Consider the following 15561-nt stretch of genomic DNA (forward strand, 5'->3'; position numbering starts at 1 on the left):
GCTCAGAACCGGTCGGGCGAGGGCGTGCCGTGACCGTAGCGGATCACGACGTCGGCGTGCCGATCGAAGCGGTAGCCGATTCCGCGCACGGTGCGCACGATGTCCTCGTAGCGACCCAGCTTCGCCCGGAGGCGGCGCACGTGCACGTCGATCGTGCGCTCGCCCGGCGTCTCGTCGTCCTGTGCCTGCCAGAGCGCTGACACCAGTTCGCTGCGCTCGATCGTGCGTCCCTCGCGCAGCACCAGGTACTGCAGCAGCTCGAACTCCTTGTAAGTGAAAGCAGCGGACTCGCCGTCGATCAGCACACGCTTGCGGGAGATGTCGACCGTGACGCCGCTCTCCTCGTCGGTGGTCTCCTCCTCGGCGGCGGCCTTGGTGCGGGCGATCGCGCCCGGCTCCTGCAGTGCGAGGCGCACGACGTCGAGGTCGCGCCCTCCCGAACCGTGGGGCGCGAGGGCGACGGTGGCGTGGGTCTCGGCTCCCGGCGCGAGCTCGGCGAGCGTGCGACGCAGGGCATCGACGAGCAGGGGGAGGCTGACTCCGGCCTCTGCGGCCTTGATCTCGTCCAGGCCCACGTAGAGGGCGAAGCCACGGGGCGAGCGCACGGCGGGGAGGTCGGCTCCGGCAGGAGAGAGCGGCGCGGCGGTCTCGGGCTGCGTGCGGACGGCGGCGGTGGTGGCGGGACGCTCGAGAAGTGCGGTGTTCGACATGATGATGAAGTCCTCAGGACGTGAGCCCGGACCGAAAGGGGCTCTGATGCGTTGCATGAATGACCGGCGGAGCCGGGAATCGAGCAAAGGGTGGATGCTCGGTGACACTGACCTCGCAGATGGCGAGGGGTTCAGGTCAGGCGGGGTGGCTGTTCGTTCAGCGACACATTCGGCAACACATGCCAACGCGACCGGGCATCATCATCCCGGCAGTCCTGTTCGCCTCCTGGGCGGACGAGGGGCTTGCGTTGGTAGTCATGGGGGGATTATGTCCGATCGTGACGTCTCATGTCAAAACGCCCGGGCGTCCCTGACGGGCGTAACGTGGTTGCAATGACGATCTCGCACACCGTCGGCGGCTTCATCCTGACCGACGAGAAGGACGCCTCGCGTTACACGCTCATGCGTGACGGCAAGCTCGTGAGCGTGCTCGACTACCGTGACGACGGCCACACGATCGCCCTCACCCGAGCCTTCACGATCCCGACTTTCCGCGGGAACGGCTATGCGGGGAAGGTCGTCGAGGGTGCGGTGGCCGACATCGAGGAGCGCGGCGATCGCAAGGTCGATGCCGTGTGCTGGTACGTGGCCGACTGGTTCGCCGCCCACCCGGAGCGCGCCGGCCTGCTGCGTACTCGCTGACTCTCCGACCGTATGACGAACTGTTACGCCGCGCCCCTGCGAGGATGACGTCATGAAACTCGCCGAGGCCCTCACCGCACGCGCCGACCTGCAGCGCCGGATCGAGCAGCTGCGGGCGCGCATCGTCGCGAACGCCCGCTACCAGGAGGGCGAGGAACCGGCGGAGGATGCCGCCGCCCTGATCGTCGAGGTCGACGCGGCGTTGACGCAACTGCGCGACCTCATCCGCCGCATCAACGCCACCAACGCGCGACTGCATCTGGGTGCGGACGGCACCATGACCGACGCGCTGGCCTCCCGCGACGTGCTCCGTCTTCGGCACTCCGTGCTGACGGATGCGGCAGCCGCCGCTTCGGGGGCCAACGACCAGTTCCTCCGCCAGATGCGTTCGGAGCTGCGTCAGGTCTCCGCACTCCCCGTCTCACAGCTGCGCTCGCGCGCCGACGCCGTCGCGCAGGAGTTGCGTGAGCTCGACAACAGGATCCAGCAGGCGAACTGGTCGAACGATCTCGAGGAGGAGAGCGGGAGTCGGTAGTCACGACGAAGCGGGCACAACCCTCAGCCGGCGGGGCAAGCCGGCACCTGTCGGGCGGAGGGCAGCCCTGATCTCGCATCGCGCAGCCCTGCACTCCGCACAGGTGAAGGTGCACCACGCATCTCGCATCACCGCGTGCCGATCGTCGTGGCGAGGGTGGGTCAGGGGACCTTCCGCTCCCTCCTCCGCGCCGGGTGCGGGCCCGCGCACGGCACGCCTCGGACGGAATGTCGGAGGGGGTTCGTACCGTGTGAGTATGCGGATCCTGCACACCTCGGACTGGCACATCGGCCGGACGTTCCATGGCAATTCGACCATGGACGCTCTCGCCGAGGTGCTCGAGGCGCTCACCGCGCAGGTTCGCGACAATGCGGTCGACGTGGTCGTCGTCGCGGGAGACGTCTTCGATTCCGCCACCCCGTCCGGCGCGGCATACACGCTGCTGGGCGATGCGCTGGTGGCGCTGCACGAGACGGGCGCCCGCGTCATCGTCACGAGCGGCAACCACGACTCCGCCGCACGACTCGGGTTCCAGGCGCGCCTTCTCCGCGAGGGCATCCACGTGCTCACAGACCCCCTCGCGGTGGGTGTGCCGGTGACCATCGCCGATGACCACGGACCGGTGCATTTCTACGGCATCCCCTACCTCGAGCCGGCCATCGTGCGTCAGCACTGGCCCGAGGGCGATGCATCCGGGCGTCAGCTGCGCACGCAGGCGCAGACCATGGCGCATGCGATGGACCTGGTCCGCGCCGGCATGGACCAGCACGGAGGCCGAGCGGTGGCGATCGCGCACTGCTTCGCCGCGGGTGTCGACGCGACCGCCGGGCTCGAGCGCGAGGTGCGACAGGGCGGTCTCGACGTCGTGCCGCTGAGCGTGTTCGACGGACCCGACTACGTGGCGCTCGGCCATATCCACGGACGCCAGCAGCTCAGCGACCGCGTGCGCTACGCGGGCGCGCCTCTGCACTACAGCTTCGGAGAGCAGCACAAGCCCCGTGGTTGCTGGCTCGTCGACATCGACGCCGAAGGACTCGCCGGCGTTGAGTGGATGGAACTGCCGGTGCCTCGGCGGCTCGTCACCCTCACCGGCCCGCTCGACGAGATCCTGTCCACCGAGTTGGTCGCGCAGCACGCGGATGACTGGGTCTGCGCCGTCTACACCGATGCGGTGCCGCAGCGCGAGCCCATGCGGCGTCTTCGCGAGAGCTTCCCGTACTGCGCCATGGTGCAGCACCAGCCGGAGGTGACCGCCGAGGTCGACGAGCGCTCCTATGTGCAGCGGCTGCGCACCGCTGTCACCGATGCCGACCGCATCGATGCCTTCCTCGAGCACGTGCGGGCCGGGCACGGACCCACAGAGGCCGAGAGCGAGCTGATCCGCGCGGTGCTCGACGATCGGGTGCGTGCCGAGGCGCTCGTCTAGATGCGTCTTCATCGTCTGGTGGTCGAAGGCTTCGGCCCGTTCCGGTCGCGACAGACCGTTGACTTCGACGCCTTCGCCGACGACGGCATCTTCCTGATCGCCGGACGGACCGGGGCGGGCAAGTCGAGCATCCTCGATGCGGTGTGCTTCGGCCTGTACGGCGGGGTGCCTCGATACGAGGGCGGCGAGAAACGCCTGCGAAGCGATCACTGCGAGCCTGACGATCCCTCAGAGGTGGTCGTCGAGTTCAGCACGCAGGCCGGTCGATACCGCGTCACGCGCTCGCCCGAGTACCTGCGCCCGGCCAAGCGCGGTGGTGGCATGACCAAGCAGGCGGCCACCGTGTCGCTCGACGAGTGGACGGACAGTGGATGGATCGGCCGTGCCGCGCGGGCGGTCGACGTCGCCTGCGAGCTCGATGAGATCCTTCAGCTCAGTCGGGAGCAGTTCCTGCAGGTGATCCTGCTCGCACAGAACCGGTTCTCGGAGTTTCTGCTCGCGGGCAGCCGCGATCGCCAGGCACTGCTGCGGCGGCTGTTCGGAACGCAACGATTCGAAGACGTGCAGGCGCGGTTCGACGATCGTCGCCGTGCGGCCGAACAAGTGCTCGGCAGTCGTCTCGCCGCCGTCGAGGCGCGTATCGACGAGGCCGAGAACCTCGTGGTCGCCGGCGGGCTGTCGGGAGACGGCGATGACACCGTGGCGGAGACGTCGCAGGCTCCCGCGTCGATCGACGAGCGGCTGGAGGCCCTCCGGCGGGCGAAGGCTCGCGCCGACTACCGTGCGGAGCGTCGTGCCTCCGATCGCGCCGATGCCGAGCAGCAGTCGACCGCTGCCGACGCCGAACTCGCCATCGCCCGAGAGGAACGACGCGCGCAGCAGGAACGCGATCGAGCCAGATCCGCCCTCGAACGCCTCGATGCCGAGGCGCCGTCGATCGAGCACGCCCGTGCCGAGCTCGCCGCGTCGCGCGCCGCCGAGTCGCTTCGTCCGATGATCGCCGCCGCTGCGCGAGCGGCTGGAGCGCTCGAGGCTGCCGGCCTGGAGGAGCAGAACGCCCGCGTGACCGGGCAGGCGATGGGGCTTCCCGACGACGACGACCTCGAGGCGTGGGCGCAGGAGCGCACCAGGGAGATCGGCGCCTGGCAGCGGGCGCGGGAACTCGAAGAGAGCGCACCGGCTCTGGACGCCGAGGTGCGCGCCGCCGAGGAGGCGGTCGCGGTCGCCACCGCACGCATCCAGGCCGCCGATGCGAAGCGGGCCGCGCTCCCGGAAGAGGTCACCGCACTCAACGCATCGCGCGACGCGGCGCGGAGCCTGGCAGATCGGGTGGAGGACAGACGGGCGGCACAGGAGACCGCAGACGCACGTCGCGTGGCGGCGCGGGAGGCGGAGAGGCTGCGGACAGCGGAGCTCTCGGTAGACGTCGAGCTCACGCAGGCGACGGCGTTGCATGCGGCGGCTCAGTCCACGCTGGCCGAGCTGCGCCGGCGCCGCACGGACGGCATGGCGGGAGAACTCGCGTCGACGCTCCGACACGAACAGCCCTGTCCGGTCTGCGGCTCGCTCGAGCACCCTGCGCCGGCCACGCACGCCGATCCCGTCTCGCCGGAGGACATCGCCGTCGCGGAAGAAGCGCGCGACTCCGCGGCCCGGCGGGAAGGCGAGCTGGCATCCAGATCCTCTGCGCTCCGCGCCGAACTCGCGGCCGCCACCGCTCGCGCCGACGGGCGCGACGTCGAACGTGCCGAGACCGAGTACGAGGAGGCCGCTGCGGCTCTCGCGGACAGCCGCGCGGCTGTCGAGACGCTGACCGCGCTCGACACGCAGCTCGCGGACCTCGTGACGCGGCTCGAGCATCTCGACACCGAACGAGAAGACGACGCGAGGGCTTTGGCGGAGGCACGCGAACAGCATGCCGTCCTGCGTCAACGTCGCACGGAGGCACAGGAGCTGATCGCCGCGGCGCGGGCTGCATTCCCCACGGTCGCCGAACGGCTGGCGGACAACGAGGCCAAGGTCGCGGCTGCGCGTGCGCTGAGCCAGGCGATCTCCGAGCGCGTGCGCAGGGCCGAGGCCCTCGTCGGCGCCCAGGCACAGCGCGACGCCGGTCTCGCGGACTCCGTGTTCGCTGACGAGGCAGCAGCGGAAGAGGCGCTGCGCCCGCTCTCAGTCCAGGAAGCGCTGGACGCGCGGATCACGCAGCACGCGGTGCAACGGGAGAAGGAGCGGGCCGTGCTGTTCGACCTCGAACTCCGCACCCTGCCGGAAGAGCCCATCGACCTGGCACCGGCCGAACGAGCATCAGCGGAAGCTCGTAGCCTCTGGGCCACGGCGGTCGACGAGGCAGCCAAGGCCGCCGGCACCGCGGAACGGCTCGGCGGGCTGATCGATTCTGCCGCGATCGAGCAGGCTCGCAGCGCCGACGAGGCCGCGGAGTTCGAGGTGCTGCAGAACCTCGCGGACACGATCGCGGGCAGGGGCGTCAACACCCGCAAGATGACCTTGGAGACGTTCGTCCTCGCGGCAGAGCTCGAGGAGATCGTCGAGGCGGCCAACCGTCGGCTGCACGAGATGTCCACCGGGCGGTATCAGCTGCGGCACTCCGACGCGCTCGCGGCCCGCGGTGCGGCTTCCGGACTCGGCATCGTGGTGTTCGACGCGTTCACCGGCCAGACCCGACCACCGCAGTCGTTGTCGGGAGGTGAGACCTTCCTCACGTCACTCGCGTTGGCGCTGGGATTGGCCGAGGTGGTCACTGCGCGCGCGGGGGGAATTCGTCTGGACACCCTCTTCATCGACGAGGGGTTCGGTTCCCTCGACGGTGACACTCTCGACGTAGCCATGCGCACACTCGATGAGTTGCGTCAGGGCGGCAGGACCGTCGGCGTGATCAGCCATGTCGAGGCCATGCAGGAGCAGATCCCCGCGCAGCTCACGGTGCGAGCGCTGCCCAACGGCCCCAGCGTCATCGACGCCCGCTGACGCTCGCTGACGCGGGCCAGTGCGATCCGCCTGTCGTGCGTCAGACGCCGTATTCGCTGCGGATGACGTCGCGCAGCTGCACGCTGCAGCGGGCGACGGCCTCGCGCCAGTCTGTCAGCGCGCCGTCTTCCGCCTGGTCGGACACCGCACGCAACACGCGGATCGGAACACCGAACTGCTCGGCGACCCAGATGAAGGCGTAGGTCTCCATGTCGACCAGTGCAGCACCGGAGGGGCGGATCACGGCGGTGACCTCGGCGTCCTCGACGAAGTGGTCACCGGTCGCGATCAACACGCCGTCGCGTCCGGTGGAGACGCGTGCAGGCAGTGAGACGTGCTGCCCGCGAACGCCGTCGAGGTCGGTGACGTCGTGCTGGAACGCGCTGCCGACCTCGTGGACGGTCGCCTCGAGGCCGGGCTCGATGGCTCCGGCTGTTCCGACCACCACGATCTCGTCGTAGATCTTGGCATCGAGTGCGCGGGTCAGGCCGTACGTGGCCGGCAGCTTTCCGGCGCCGGTCACGAGTCGGTCGAAGCCGTCGAGCTCCTCCGGGAATGCGGACAGTTCGGAATCGAGGGCAGCGACGAGGAGCTTCACCGGTCCATTCTCTCAGGCCTTCGCTGGCAGGAGCATGCGAACGCCGCGGTGTCACCCGGACGTAACACGCAGGGGCGATACTGGTCGAGGACAAGACGGAGGATGACATGTCGTTGCAGAAGCAGATCTCTGAAGACCTCGGCGTCAGGCCCGAGATCGATCCTGAGGCCGAGACCGATCGTCGGATCGGCTTCCTCGCCGACTACCTGCGTGCCACCGGAGCGAAGGGGTTCGTGCTCGGGATCTCGGGCGGGCAGGACTCCACGTTGGCCGGCCGTCTGGCACAGCTCGCGGTGGAGCGTGTGCGCGCCGAGGGCGGCGAGGCGAAGTTCCTCGCGGTGCGTCTGCCCTATCGGGTTCAGCACGATGCCGAAGACGCGGAAGCCGCGCTGGCGTTCATCGCGCCCGACTCCTCCGTCGAGGTCAACATCCAGAACGGTGTCGACGGAGTGGAGGAGGACATCGAGTTCGCGGTCACGAGCGACATCAGCGACTTCAACCGCGGCAACATCAAGGCTCGCGTCCGCATGGTCACGCAGTATGCGCTCGCCGGCCACGACGGACTGCTGGTGATCGGCACCGACCATGCGGCGGAGGCGGTGACCGGCTTCTACACGAAGTTCGGTGACGGCGCTGCCGACATCCTCCCGTTGTCCGGGCTCAGCAAGCGGCAGGGACGCTCGCTGCTGCAGTTCCTCGACGCTCCGGACCGACTCGCCTTCAAGGTGCCGACGGCCGATCTCTTGGACGGCCAGCCGGGACGCGCCGACGAGGACGAACTCGGCCTCACCTACGAGCAGATCGACGACTTCCTCGAGGGGCGCGAGGTCGATCCTGAGGTCGCCGGTCGCATCGAGGCCAGGTATCTCGCGACGCAGCACAAGCGACACCTCCCGGTGACGCCCGACGACACCTGGTGGCGCTGAACCCGCGCGTCGAGGAGCCGTCCGCTTTCGCCTGTGTCCGATGCCGCGGATAGTGTCGAAGCATCCGACAGAACGGGAGCATCGTGCGGATCGACACTCAGGCGCAACGCGTCATCTGGAGCGCGAGCGACCTCAAGGCGGCCGCCGAGTGCGAGTTCGCGTGGGCCCGGGCGATCGACGCGAAGCTGGGGCGCGTCCCCGCCGTCGAAGAGCCGGAGGATGCGACTCTGAAGCGCGCGGCCGAGCTCGGCGACGTGCACGAGCAGAACGTGCTCGACCGGTACATCCACGATCTCGGTGACGAGAACGTGCACCGCATCGAGAAGGTGTCCTCGGTCGACGCGGAAGCGCTCGCTGCGGCAGTCGACGAGACGGTGGCTGCACTGCGCTCGGATGCGCTCGTCGTGTTCCAGGCGGCTTTCGCGACGGACGAGTTCGTCGGGTTCGCGGACTTCCTGCGCAAAGACGATGAGGGGCGCTGGCGTGTGCAGGACTCGAAGCTCGCCCGCAAAGCCCGTGTGACAGCTCTCATGCAGCTCGCGGCATATGTCGACCAGCTCGACCGCCTGCGGATCTCCCGTTCCGACGAGGTGGACCTGATCCTCGGAGACGGCACGCTCAGCACGCACGCCGTCGACGATCTGCTCCCGTTGTTCCAGGTGCGCAGGGCAAGGCTGCGCGCCCTCATCGCGGATCGCCGCATCGCCGACGGCGCCGCGGGCGCTCCTCTGGCCTGGGGCGACGATCGCGGTGACCTCCAGGTGGTCGCCTGCGGGCGCTGCGCGACCTGCGAGGAGCAGGTGCTCGCACACCGGGACCTGCTGATGGTGGCGCGGATGCGTCCGGTGCAGCGAGCTCGGCTCCGGGCTGCAGGCATCGAGACGATCGACGCCCTGGCCGGCGCGATCGAGGCGCCGACGGGGATGAACGCCGATACGTTCGAGACGCTCCGTGCCCAGGCCCGCCTGCAGCTGCGGGCTGACACCGAGGGTGTGCCGACCTTCGACGTGCACTACGCGCAGGCCATCCACACGCTCCCGCTCCCCAGCCACGGCGACATCTTCTTCGATTTCGAGGGCGACCCGCTGTACACCGAGCCTGCTCCCGACGGCGAGGCGCACTGGGGGATCGACTACCTCTTCGGCTGGGTGGACAACGCCGACCAGTACTCGGCACTGTGGGCGCATACGTTCGCCGAAGAGAAGCGGGCGCTAGAGACGTTCCTCGACTTCGTCAGTGCCCGCAGAGCGGCGCATCCGGGAATGCACATCTATCACTATGCCCCGTACGAGACCTCGCATCTCGTGGCCATGGCAGCGCGGCACGGAGTGCGCGAAGGCGAGGTCGATCGGCTGCTCCGTGAAGGGGTGTTCGTCGATCTGTATCCGCTCGTGCTGCGGACGGTCAGGGTGGGCTCCCGGTCGTACTCGATCAAGAAGCTCGAGCCGCTCTACATGGGCGACGACGTCCGGACGAGCGACGTGCAGAAGGGTGACGACTCGATCGTGCAGTACGTCGCGGCCCGCGAGCTCGCCGCGGCCGGGCAGCGGTCCGAAGCAGACGCGGTCCTCGCCGACCTCGCCGACTACAACCGCTACGACTGCGTCTCGACACGGCGCCTGCGCAACTGGCTGATCGACATCGCGAGGGAGAAGGGCGTCACGCCGGCGCCCCCCGACGACGCGGACGAGGTCATCTATGAGCCGTCTCCCCGATCGGTCGCGCTCCTCGCCGATGCGGAGCGCGCCGTGGAGGCAGGCGGCGACGGACAGGTGCACCGCATCGCGGCCGCGGCCATCGACTACTTCCCCCGTGAAGCGAAGAGCTTCTGGGTGTCGCACTTCCAGAGGCTGCGCGAACCGGTCACGATGTGGGACGGCACGCGTGATGTGGTGCGGGTAGACCGTCCGTCGTCATCGGTCGTCCGGGAGTGGAGCATCATCGAGGGGCGGAGAGTGATGTCCAGGGACATCGAGATCCGCGGCGAGGTGTCACCCGGCACCACGCTCGGTCCCGGTGCCCAGCCGTTCGCGCTGTACGAGGTGCCAGCCCCGTTCGACACCGAGGTGCCCTCACGCGCCGTCCACGTACCGCACACGGTCACGATCGCCGAGGTGCTCGACGACGGCTACCTCGTCACAGAAGCGGCTGTGCAGGGACAGACCTGGGATGAGCTGCCGCTTGCGCTCACTCCGGCGGCTCCGCCTCGGGTGGTGTCGCTGCAGGGCGCGATCGACGAGTGGGCCGACGCGGTGCACCTGGCCGCGCCGGGCTTCCCCCAGGATGCGGCCACCGACATCCTGCGCCGACTGCCCCCGCGCACCTTCTCGGGCGGCGCGCTCCCGGAAGCAGGTGATGACACGATCGATGCGATCGTGCGCGGAGTGCTCGACCTCGATCACAGCTACCTCGCCGTGCAGGGCCCTCCGGGGACGGGGAAGACCTACACGGGTTCGCGCGTGATCGCGCGTCTGGTCAACGAGCACGGCTTCAAGGTCGGCGTCGTGGCGCAGTCGCACGCCATCATCGACACGCTTCTCGAGCGGATCGTCGCCGACGGCGTCTCGCCCGCCCAGGTGGCGAAGGCGCCGAAGGATCCCGATGCGGACCCGTCATACACCGTGATCCCGAAGAACGGCATGGCCTCCTTCCTCGCCGAGCACGCCGGTGAGGGCGCGGTCGTGGGCGGTACGGCCTGGGACTTCAGCAACACCCAGCGCGTCGAACGGGCCGGGCTCGATCTCCTCGTGATCGACGAGGCGGGGCAGTTCTCGCTCGCCTCGACGATCGCGGTCGCGGCCGGAGCGAAACGGTTGCTGCTCCTCGGCGACCCGCAGCAGCTCCCGCAGGTGAGCCAGGGCGCCCACCCCGAACCGGTGGACACGTCCGCTCTCGGCTGGGTGATGGACGGCGATCCGGTCGTGCGGCCCGAGTACGGCTACTTCCTCGCTCGGTCGTGGCGGATGCACCCCTTCGTGGCCGCTCCGGTGTCGAAGCTCGCCTACGCGGGACAGCTCGCCTCGGCACCCGGAACCGAACTCCGGTCGCTCGAGGGTGTCGACGCGGGTCTCCATGTCATCCCGCTGCGCCACCGCGGAAACGCGACGCAATCGCCCGAGGAAGCGGCAGAGGTCGTCCGCCTGGTCGCCGATCTGGTCGGCCGGGTCTTCACCGACAACGACCCCGAGGCGTCGACGCGACCACTCGCGCAGTCCGACATCATCGTGGTCACGCCCTACAACGCGCAGCGTCAGCTGGTGCTCGACGCGCTCGCCGACGCCGGCTTCCCCGACGTCCCTGTCGGCACGGTCGACAACTTCCAGGGCAAGGAGGCAGTGGTCTCCATCACCTCGCTCGCGGCGTCGAGCGGTCGGGATGCGCCGCGCGGTCCGGAGTTCCTGCTGCTCCAGAACCGCCTCAACGTCGCGATCTCCCGAGCACAGGTCGTCGCCTACCTGATCCACTCGCCCGCGCTGCTCGACGACCTGCCGTATACGCCTGAGGGCGTCGCCAGGCTCAGCGCGTTCGCCCGGCTCGTCGGAGCGGCCGAGTGAGCGCCCACACCACCGACCAGATCATGCGCGCCGCGGCAGCGTGGATGTGGTTCCCCCGCGACAGTGAGCACGAGCGCGAGCATCTGCTCCTCGTGCGGGATCCTGCACGGTTCGGCGGGGGAGTGCGAGGTTCGCAGGTCGACTCCGCGCTGTCGGCCGTCGACGTGGTGGATGGCGCACTGGCGCGGACGAGAGCATGGGGCGCCTCGCAGTTCACGTTCTGGACGAATCCTTCCGATCGGCCCGACGTCGAGGACGAGCTTCGGCGACGCGGGGCAGAGCACATCGATACGGTGGCGGTGTTCGCACGACCCGTCGACGAGGTGGAGGTCGAGGTGCCGTCCGACGTGTCCACCGAGATCGTGCGTACCCTCGATCAGGTACGCGACCTCGACGGCGTCAATGTGCCCGTGTGGCACCAGCAGCCCCTCGATGAGGAGGGTCTCCGGGCCGAACTCGACGAGGTGTCCGCGGCGCTCGAGGCGCAGACCGGGTTCCGTGTGCTCGCGCGCATCGATGGACGCGCCGTCAGCACCGGGGGATGCACGATCGAGGACGGGTTCGTGCGGCTCTGGGGCGCATCCACACTGGAGAGCCACCGCGGTCGCGGCGCCTACCGCGCAGTGCTGGCCGAGAGACTGCGGCAGGGTGCGGCATGGGGAGCGAAGACGGCCCTGGTGAAGGGTCACGTCTCGACGTCAGCGCCCATCCTCGCCCGTGCGGGCTTCACTCACCACGGAGATGAGCGCGCCTACCGCCTCACCATCTGAGGCGGAAGACGCGCCGAAGAGGTCGTACGCTGCCGAGGATCAGACCGTGCCGTAGAGCCGGTCGCCCGCGTCGCCGAGGCCGGGCACGATGTAGCCCTTCTCGTCGAGACGCTCGTCGAGCGCGCCGAGCACGAGGGTCACGTCGCGGTCGCCGGCCATCGCCTCGATCGCGGCGACGCCCTCGGGAGTGCCGAGCAGGCAGATGGCCGTGACATCCTTGGCGCCGCGGTCGAACAGGAACTGGATCGCGGCGGCGAGCGAACCACCGGTCGCCAGCATGGGGTCGATCGCGAAGCACTGGCGGTCGCTCAGGTCGTCGGGCAACCGCTCGGCGTAGGTGGTCGGCTCGAAGGTGGTCTCATCGCGCACCATGCCGAGGAAGCCGACTTCAGCCGTCGGAAGCAGCTTCACGAGGCCTTCGAGCATGCCGAGACCGGCGCGCAGGATCGGCACCACGATGGGGCGGGGCTCCGAGATCTTCACACCCGTCGTGGTGGTCACCGGGGTCGTGATCTCGATCGGGCTGACCTTCACGTTGCGGGTCGCCTCGTACGCGAGCAGTGTCACGAGCTCCTCCGTGAGCTGTCGGAACACCGGTGAGGGCGTGCGCGCATCGCGCAGCACCGAGAGCTTGTGAGTGATGAGAGGGTGGTCGGCCACGTGAACACGCATGAATACAGGGTAATGCGCCACGCGGTCAGGCACGACATCGGGACTCGGGCCGGGCTCGACGGCTGTCGTAGGCTCGACGCATGACCGCAGCCGACCGACGCGCGATGACGCGTGCCCTCGAGCTCGCCAGCGAAGCGGCCATGGCATCCGAGATCCCGGTCGGAGCGGTGGTCCTCGATCCCGAAGGCCGGATCATCGCGGAGGGACGCAACACTCGCGAGGAGACCCACGACCCGACGGGGCACGCCGAGGTCGAGGCGCTCCGTCGGGCGGCGGCAGCGGTCGGGTCCTGGAATCTCGAACAGCACACACTCGTGGTGACCCTCGAACCCTGCATCATGTGCGCAGGCGCCGTCCTGCAGGCACGCATCAGTCGCGTGGTGTTCGGAGCATGGGACGACAAGGCCGGTGCTGCCGGATCGATGTACGACGTGCTGCGCGATCGACGGTTGCCCTATCGTGCCGAGGTGGTCGGCGGCGTCGAGGCTGAGGCTGCGACCGCGCTGCTGCGTTCGTTCTTCGAGCAGCGGCGCTGAACGCGGTCCCCGTTCAGTCCGACGACTTCAGCACGAAGACGTCGGTGGAGGGCTCCGGGTCGATCGCGGGGCGGTAGACGTCGGGCTCGATGTAGACGACCCGCGCGACAGGCACGGCCTCCCTGATCCGAGCCTCGATCGCGTCGATGTCGTCGGCGGCCTCCCGCAGCGGCTTGTCCGCGTTGAGGGCGATCTTCGCCGCCACCATCAGCTCGTCTGGGCCGAGGTAGAGGGTCTTCATGTGGATGATCTTCTCGATCTCGTCGCCGGCGTTGATCGCATCCACGATGCGGTCGTGGTCGGCCTGGGTCGCGCCCTCGCCGACCAGGAGGCTCTTCGTCTCGACACCCAGCACGATCGCGATCAGCACCAGCAGCACACCGATCATCACGGTGCCGAGTGCGTCGAACATCGGATTGCCGGTGAGCAGCGTGAGGCCGACGCCGAGCAGGGCGAACGTGAGGCCGGTCAGGGCGCCCACGTCCTCCAGCAGCACGACGGGGAGCTCGGGTGCCTTGGAGCGGCGCACGAACGACATCCACGACTGCCCCTTCTCCCGCACGAGGTTGCTCTCCCGCACGGCTGTGCGCAACGAGAACGACTCGAGCCCGATCGCGATGACGAGCACCACGAGCGGAAGCCACCACCACGTCTTGTCGAGCTCATGCGGATTCGTGAGCTTCTCGACGCCCTCGTAGATCGCGAAGAGACCGCCGACCGAGAACAGGATGATCGACACGACGAACGCGTAGACGTAGCGCTCGCGACCGTAGCCGAACGGGTGCGCGCGGTCGGCCTCGCGCCGAGCCTTGCGTCCGCCCAGCATCAGGAGCAGCTGGTTGCCGGAGTCCGCGACGGAGTGGATGGCCTCGGCGAGCATCGAGGCGGAGCCGGAGAGTGCCCAGGCGATGAACTTCGCGAGGGCGATTCCCATGTTCGCCAGGAACGCCGCGACGATGGCCTTGTTGCCTCCGGATGCACTCATGGGACGAGTCTAGAACCGCCCGCCCGGAGATGTCGGAGTGCCCGCCGTAGGATGACGACATGTCTGACTCGCTTCCTTCGCTCGCTTTCCTCGGTGCCGGCTCGATGGGCGGTGCGATCCTCCGCGGAGTGGTCGCCTCGGGTGTCCGCATCGATGGCGGGATCACCGCGACGAACCGCACGGCGGAGAAGGCAGAGGCGTTCGCTGGCCTCGACGGGGTCACCAGCATCGCGCTCGCCGATCGGCCGGAGGGCAACGTCGAGGCGGCTGCCGGCGCGCGGATCGTGCTCGTCGGCGTGAAGCCGGCGATGGTGCCGGACCTGCTCCGCGAGATCGCTCCGCACCTCGCCGCTGATGCGATCGTGGTGAGCGTCGCCGCCGGGGTCACGCTGCAGACCTTCGCCGATGTGCTGGGTTCGGAGGCGAGGGTGATCCGCTCGATGCCGAACACGCCGTCGACGGTGCGCAAGGGAGTGACGGGGCTCGCCGCCGGTGCCGCGGTTCCCGCCGAAGACATCGCCCTCGTCCGTCGTCTGTTCGAGACCGTCGGCGCCGTCGTCGAGGTTCCCGAGTCGCAGATCGACGCGCTGTCCACGATCTCGGGATCGGGACCGGCCTACGTGTACCTGCTGATCGAGGAGCTCACCAAGGCCGCCGTCGGCATGGGCTTCACCGATGCGGATGCGCGGCTCATGGTCGAGCAGACGTTCATCGGGGCGACGGCCCTGCTCGACGCCTCCGGCGAGGCTCCTGCAGAGCTGCGTCGTCGGGTCACGAGCCCGAAGGGGACGACGGAACGGGCGGTCGCCGTGCTGCAGGAAGCACGCCTCGATCGCACCTTCGCGGAGGCTGCGGATGCCGCACTCGCGCGTGCCAAGGAGCTCGCCGCCGGAGCCTGAACCATGCGGCTGAGGATCGAGGGGCCCATCTGGTACTGGCGCGGGCCCGCGCCTTTCCACTTCGTCACCGTGCCGCCTGCCGAGAGCGAGATGATCCACGAGATCGCCTCTGTCGTGACCTATGGCTGGGGCATGATCCCGGCCAGGGTTTCCGTATGCACCACCACCGTGGCCACGGCCCTGTGGCCGAAAGACGGCGGCTACATCGTGCCGATCAAGAAGACGCTGCAGGACGGCGAGGGCCTCGGGGTGGACGACGTGATCGAAGTCGTCCTCGACATCGACGCCTGACCCGTCGGGCCTGATCTCGCGGGAGGCCTGGT

14 protein-coding genes are annotated in these 15561 nt (G+C 69.1%); 10 read left to right on the top strand and 4 right to left on the bottom strand.

Features of this window, described 5'->3' with window-relative positions; genetic code table 11:
• Positions 1-2: 2 nt before the first annotated feature.
• Positions 3-710, bottom strand: a complete 708-nt coding sequence (locus ILP86_RS14100; protein WP_058630499.1) for a winged helix-turn-helix domain-containing protein — start codon at positions 708-710, stop codon at positions 3-5.
• A 333-nt stretch (positions 711-1043) separates the two neighbouring features.
• On the opposite strand from ILP86_RS14100, the gene ILP86_RS14105 reads away from it, so the two are divergent.
• From ILP86_RS14105 to ILP86_RS14120, 4 genes are all read left to right on the top strand, one after another.
• Positions 1044-1352 carry a GNAT family N-acetyltransferase gene (locus ILP86_RS14105; protein WP_058630449.1) on the top strand — a complete coding sequence of 103 codons (309 nt, stop codon included), beginning with the start codon at positions 1044-1046 and terminating at the stop codon, positions 1350-1352.
• Positions 1353-1404: 52 nt separating this feature from the next.
• A complete protein-coding gene (locus ILP86_RS14110) occupies positions 1405-1887 on the top strand; it encodes a DIP1984 family protein (protein ID WP_046747288.1) in 483 nt (160 codons plus the stop codon).
• A gap of 256 nt (positions 1888-2143) precedes the next feature.
• On the top strand, positions 2144-3313 hold the full coding sequence (locus ILP86_RS14115) for an exonuclease SbcCD subunit D (RefSeq protein ID WP_193762266.1): 1170 nt from the start codon (positions 2144-2146) through the stop codon (positions 3311-3313).
• Positions 3314-6298: an AAA family ATPase gene (locus ILP86_RS14120; RefSeq protein WP_193762267.1), complete on the top strand. Its 2985-nt coding sequence runs from the start codon at positions 3314-3316 to the stop codon at positions 6296-6298.
• Between the two features lie 40 nt (positions 6299-6338).
• Here ILP86_RS14120 and ILP86_RS14125 read toward each other — a convergent pair whose 3' ends face one another.
• The gene (locus tag ILP86_RS14125) at positions 6339-6896 is read right to left on the bottom strand and encodes a nucleoside phosphorylase (RefSeq protein WP_141370424.1); all 558 of its coding nucleotides are present in this window, start codon (positions 6894-6896) and stop codon (positions 6339-6341) included.
• A gap of 107 nt (positions 6897-7003) precedes the next feature.
• Between ILP86_RS14125 and nadE the strand changes: the two genes are divergently transcribed.
• The 3 genes from nadE to ILP86_RS14140 all read left to right on the top strand — a co-directional run bounded on the left by nadE (position 7004) and on the right by ILP86_RS14140 (position 12146).
• Positions 7004-7822: an ammonia-dependent NAD(+) synthetase gene (gene nadE / locus ILP86_RS14130; protein WP_061015528.1), complete on the top strand. Its 819-nt coding sequence runs from the start codon at positions 7004-7006 to the stop codon at positions 7820-7822.
• An 83-nt stretch (positions 7823-7905) separates the two neighbouring features.
• A complete protein-coding gene (locus ILP86_RS14135; protein WP_193762268.1) occupies positions 7906-11376 on the top strand; it encodes a bifunctional RecB family nuclease/DEAD/DEAH box helicase in 3471 nt (1156 codons plus the stop codon).
• Positions 11373-12146 (top strand): hypothetical protein, encoded by a 774-nt coding sequence (locus ILP86_RS14140; protein WP_193762269.1) that lies wholly within the window; start codon positions 11373-11375, stop codon positions 12144-12146. The genes ILP86_RS14135 and ILP86_RS14140 overlap by 4 nt, the downstream gene beginning before the upstream one ends.
• Before the next feature lie 39 nt (positions 12147-12185).
• On the opposite strand, the gene upp is transcribed toward ILP86_RS14140, so the two are convergent.
• Positions 12186-12818 carry a uracil phosphoribosyltransferase gene (gene upp, locus ILP86_RS14145; protein ID WP_021198071.1) on the bottom strand — a complete coding sequence of 211 codons (633 nt, stop codon included), beginning with the start codon at positions 12816-12818 and terminating at the stop codon, positions 12186-12188.
• Between the two features lie 80 nt (positions 12819-12898).
• Here upp and tadA point away from each other — a divergent pair, with 80 nt between their 5' ends.
• Positions 12899-13354: a tRNA adenosine(34) deaminase TadA gene (tadA, locus tag ILP86_RS14150; protein ID WP_058630456.1), complete on the top strand. Its 456-nt coding sequence runs from the start codon at positions 12899-12901 to the stop codon at positions 13352-13354.
• A gap of 13 nt (positions 13355-13367) precedes the next feature.
• On the opposite strand, the gene ILP86_RS14155 is transcribed toward tadA, so the two are convergent.
• Complete coding sequence (locus ILP86_RS14155; protein ID WP_193762270.1) at positions 13368-14339, bottom strand: cation diffusion facilitator family transporter; 972 nt, start codon at positions 14337-14339, stop codon at positions 13368-13370.
• 59 nt (positions 14340-14398) lie between these two features.
• Between ILP86_RS14155 and proC the strand changes: the two genes are divergently transcribed.
• Entirely contained in the window at positions 14399-15238 is an 840-nt protein-coding gene (gene proC / locus ILP86_RS14160; RefSeq protein WP_141370417.1) for a pyrroline-5-carboxylate reductase, read from the top strand.
• Positions 15239-15241: 3 nt separating this feature from the next.
• A complete protein-coding gene (locus tag ILP86_RS14165; protein WP_193762271.1) occupies positions 15242-15529 on the top strand; it encodes a DUF1905 domain-containing protein in 288 nt (95 codons plus the stop codon).
• Positions 15530-15561 lie beyond the last annotated feature (32 nt).

This window comes from Microbacterium sp. R1 (genome assembly GCF_015159725.1).
Taxonomy (GTDB): Bacteria; Actinomycetota; Actinomycetes; order Actinomycetales; family Microbacteriaceae; genus Microbacterium; species Microbacterium oxydans.

Excerpts from the sequence above, each read along its gene's own strand:
- nadE (WP_061015528.1), top strand. The coding sequence starts at position 7,004 with ATGTCGTTGCAGAAGCAGATCTCTGAAGACCTCGGCGTCAGGCCCGAG.
- upp (WP_021198071.1), bottom strand. The coding sequence starts at position 12,818 with ATGCGTGTTCACGTGGCCGACCACCCTCTCATCACTCACAAGCTCTCG.
- ILP86_RS14155 (WP_193762270.1), bottom strand. The coding sequence starts at position 14,339 with ATGAGTGCATCCGGAGGCAACAAGGCCATCGTCGCGGCGTTCCTGGCG.
- ILP86_RS14100 (WP_058630499.1), bottom strand. The coding sequence starts at position 710 with ATGTCGAACACCGCACTTCTCGAGCGTCCCGCCACCACCGCCGCCGTC.
- ILP86_RS14165 (WP_193762271.1), top strand. The coding sequence starts at position 15,242 with ATGCGGCTGAGGATCGAGGGGCCCATCTGGTACTGGCGCGGGCCCGCG.
- ILP86_RS14105 (WP_058630449.1), top strand. The coding sequence starts at position 1,044 with ATGACGATCTCGCACACCGTCGGCGGCTTCATCCTGACCGACGAGAAG.
- tadA (WP_058630456.1), top strand. The coding sequence starts at position 12,899 with ATGACCGCAGCCGACCGACGCGCGATGACGCGTGCCCTCGAGCTCGCC.
- ILP86_RS14110 (WP_046747288.1), top strand. The coding sequence starts at position 1,405 with ATGAAACTCGCCGAGGCCCTCACCGCACGCGCCGACCTGCAGCGCCGG.
- ILP86_RS14115 (WP_193762266.1), top strand. The coding sequence starts at position 2,144 with ATGCGGATCCTGCACACCTCGGACTGGCACATCGGCCGGACGTTCCAT.
- ILP86_RS14120 (WP_193762267.1), top strand. The coding sequence starts at position 3,314 with ATGCGTCTTCATCGTCTGGTGGTCGAAGGCTTCGGCCCGTTCCGGTCG.
- proC (WP_141370417.1), top strand. The coding sequence starts at position 14,399 with ATGTCTGACTCGCTTCCTTCGCTCGCTTTCCTCGGTGCCGGCTCGATG.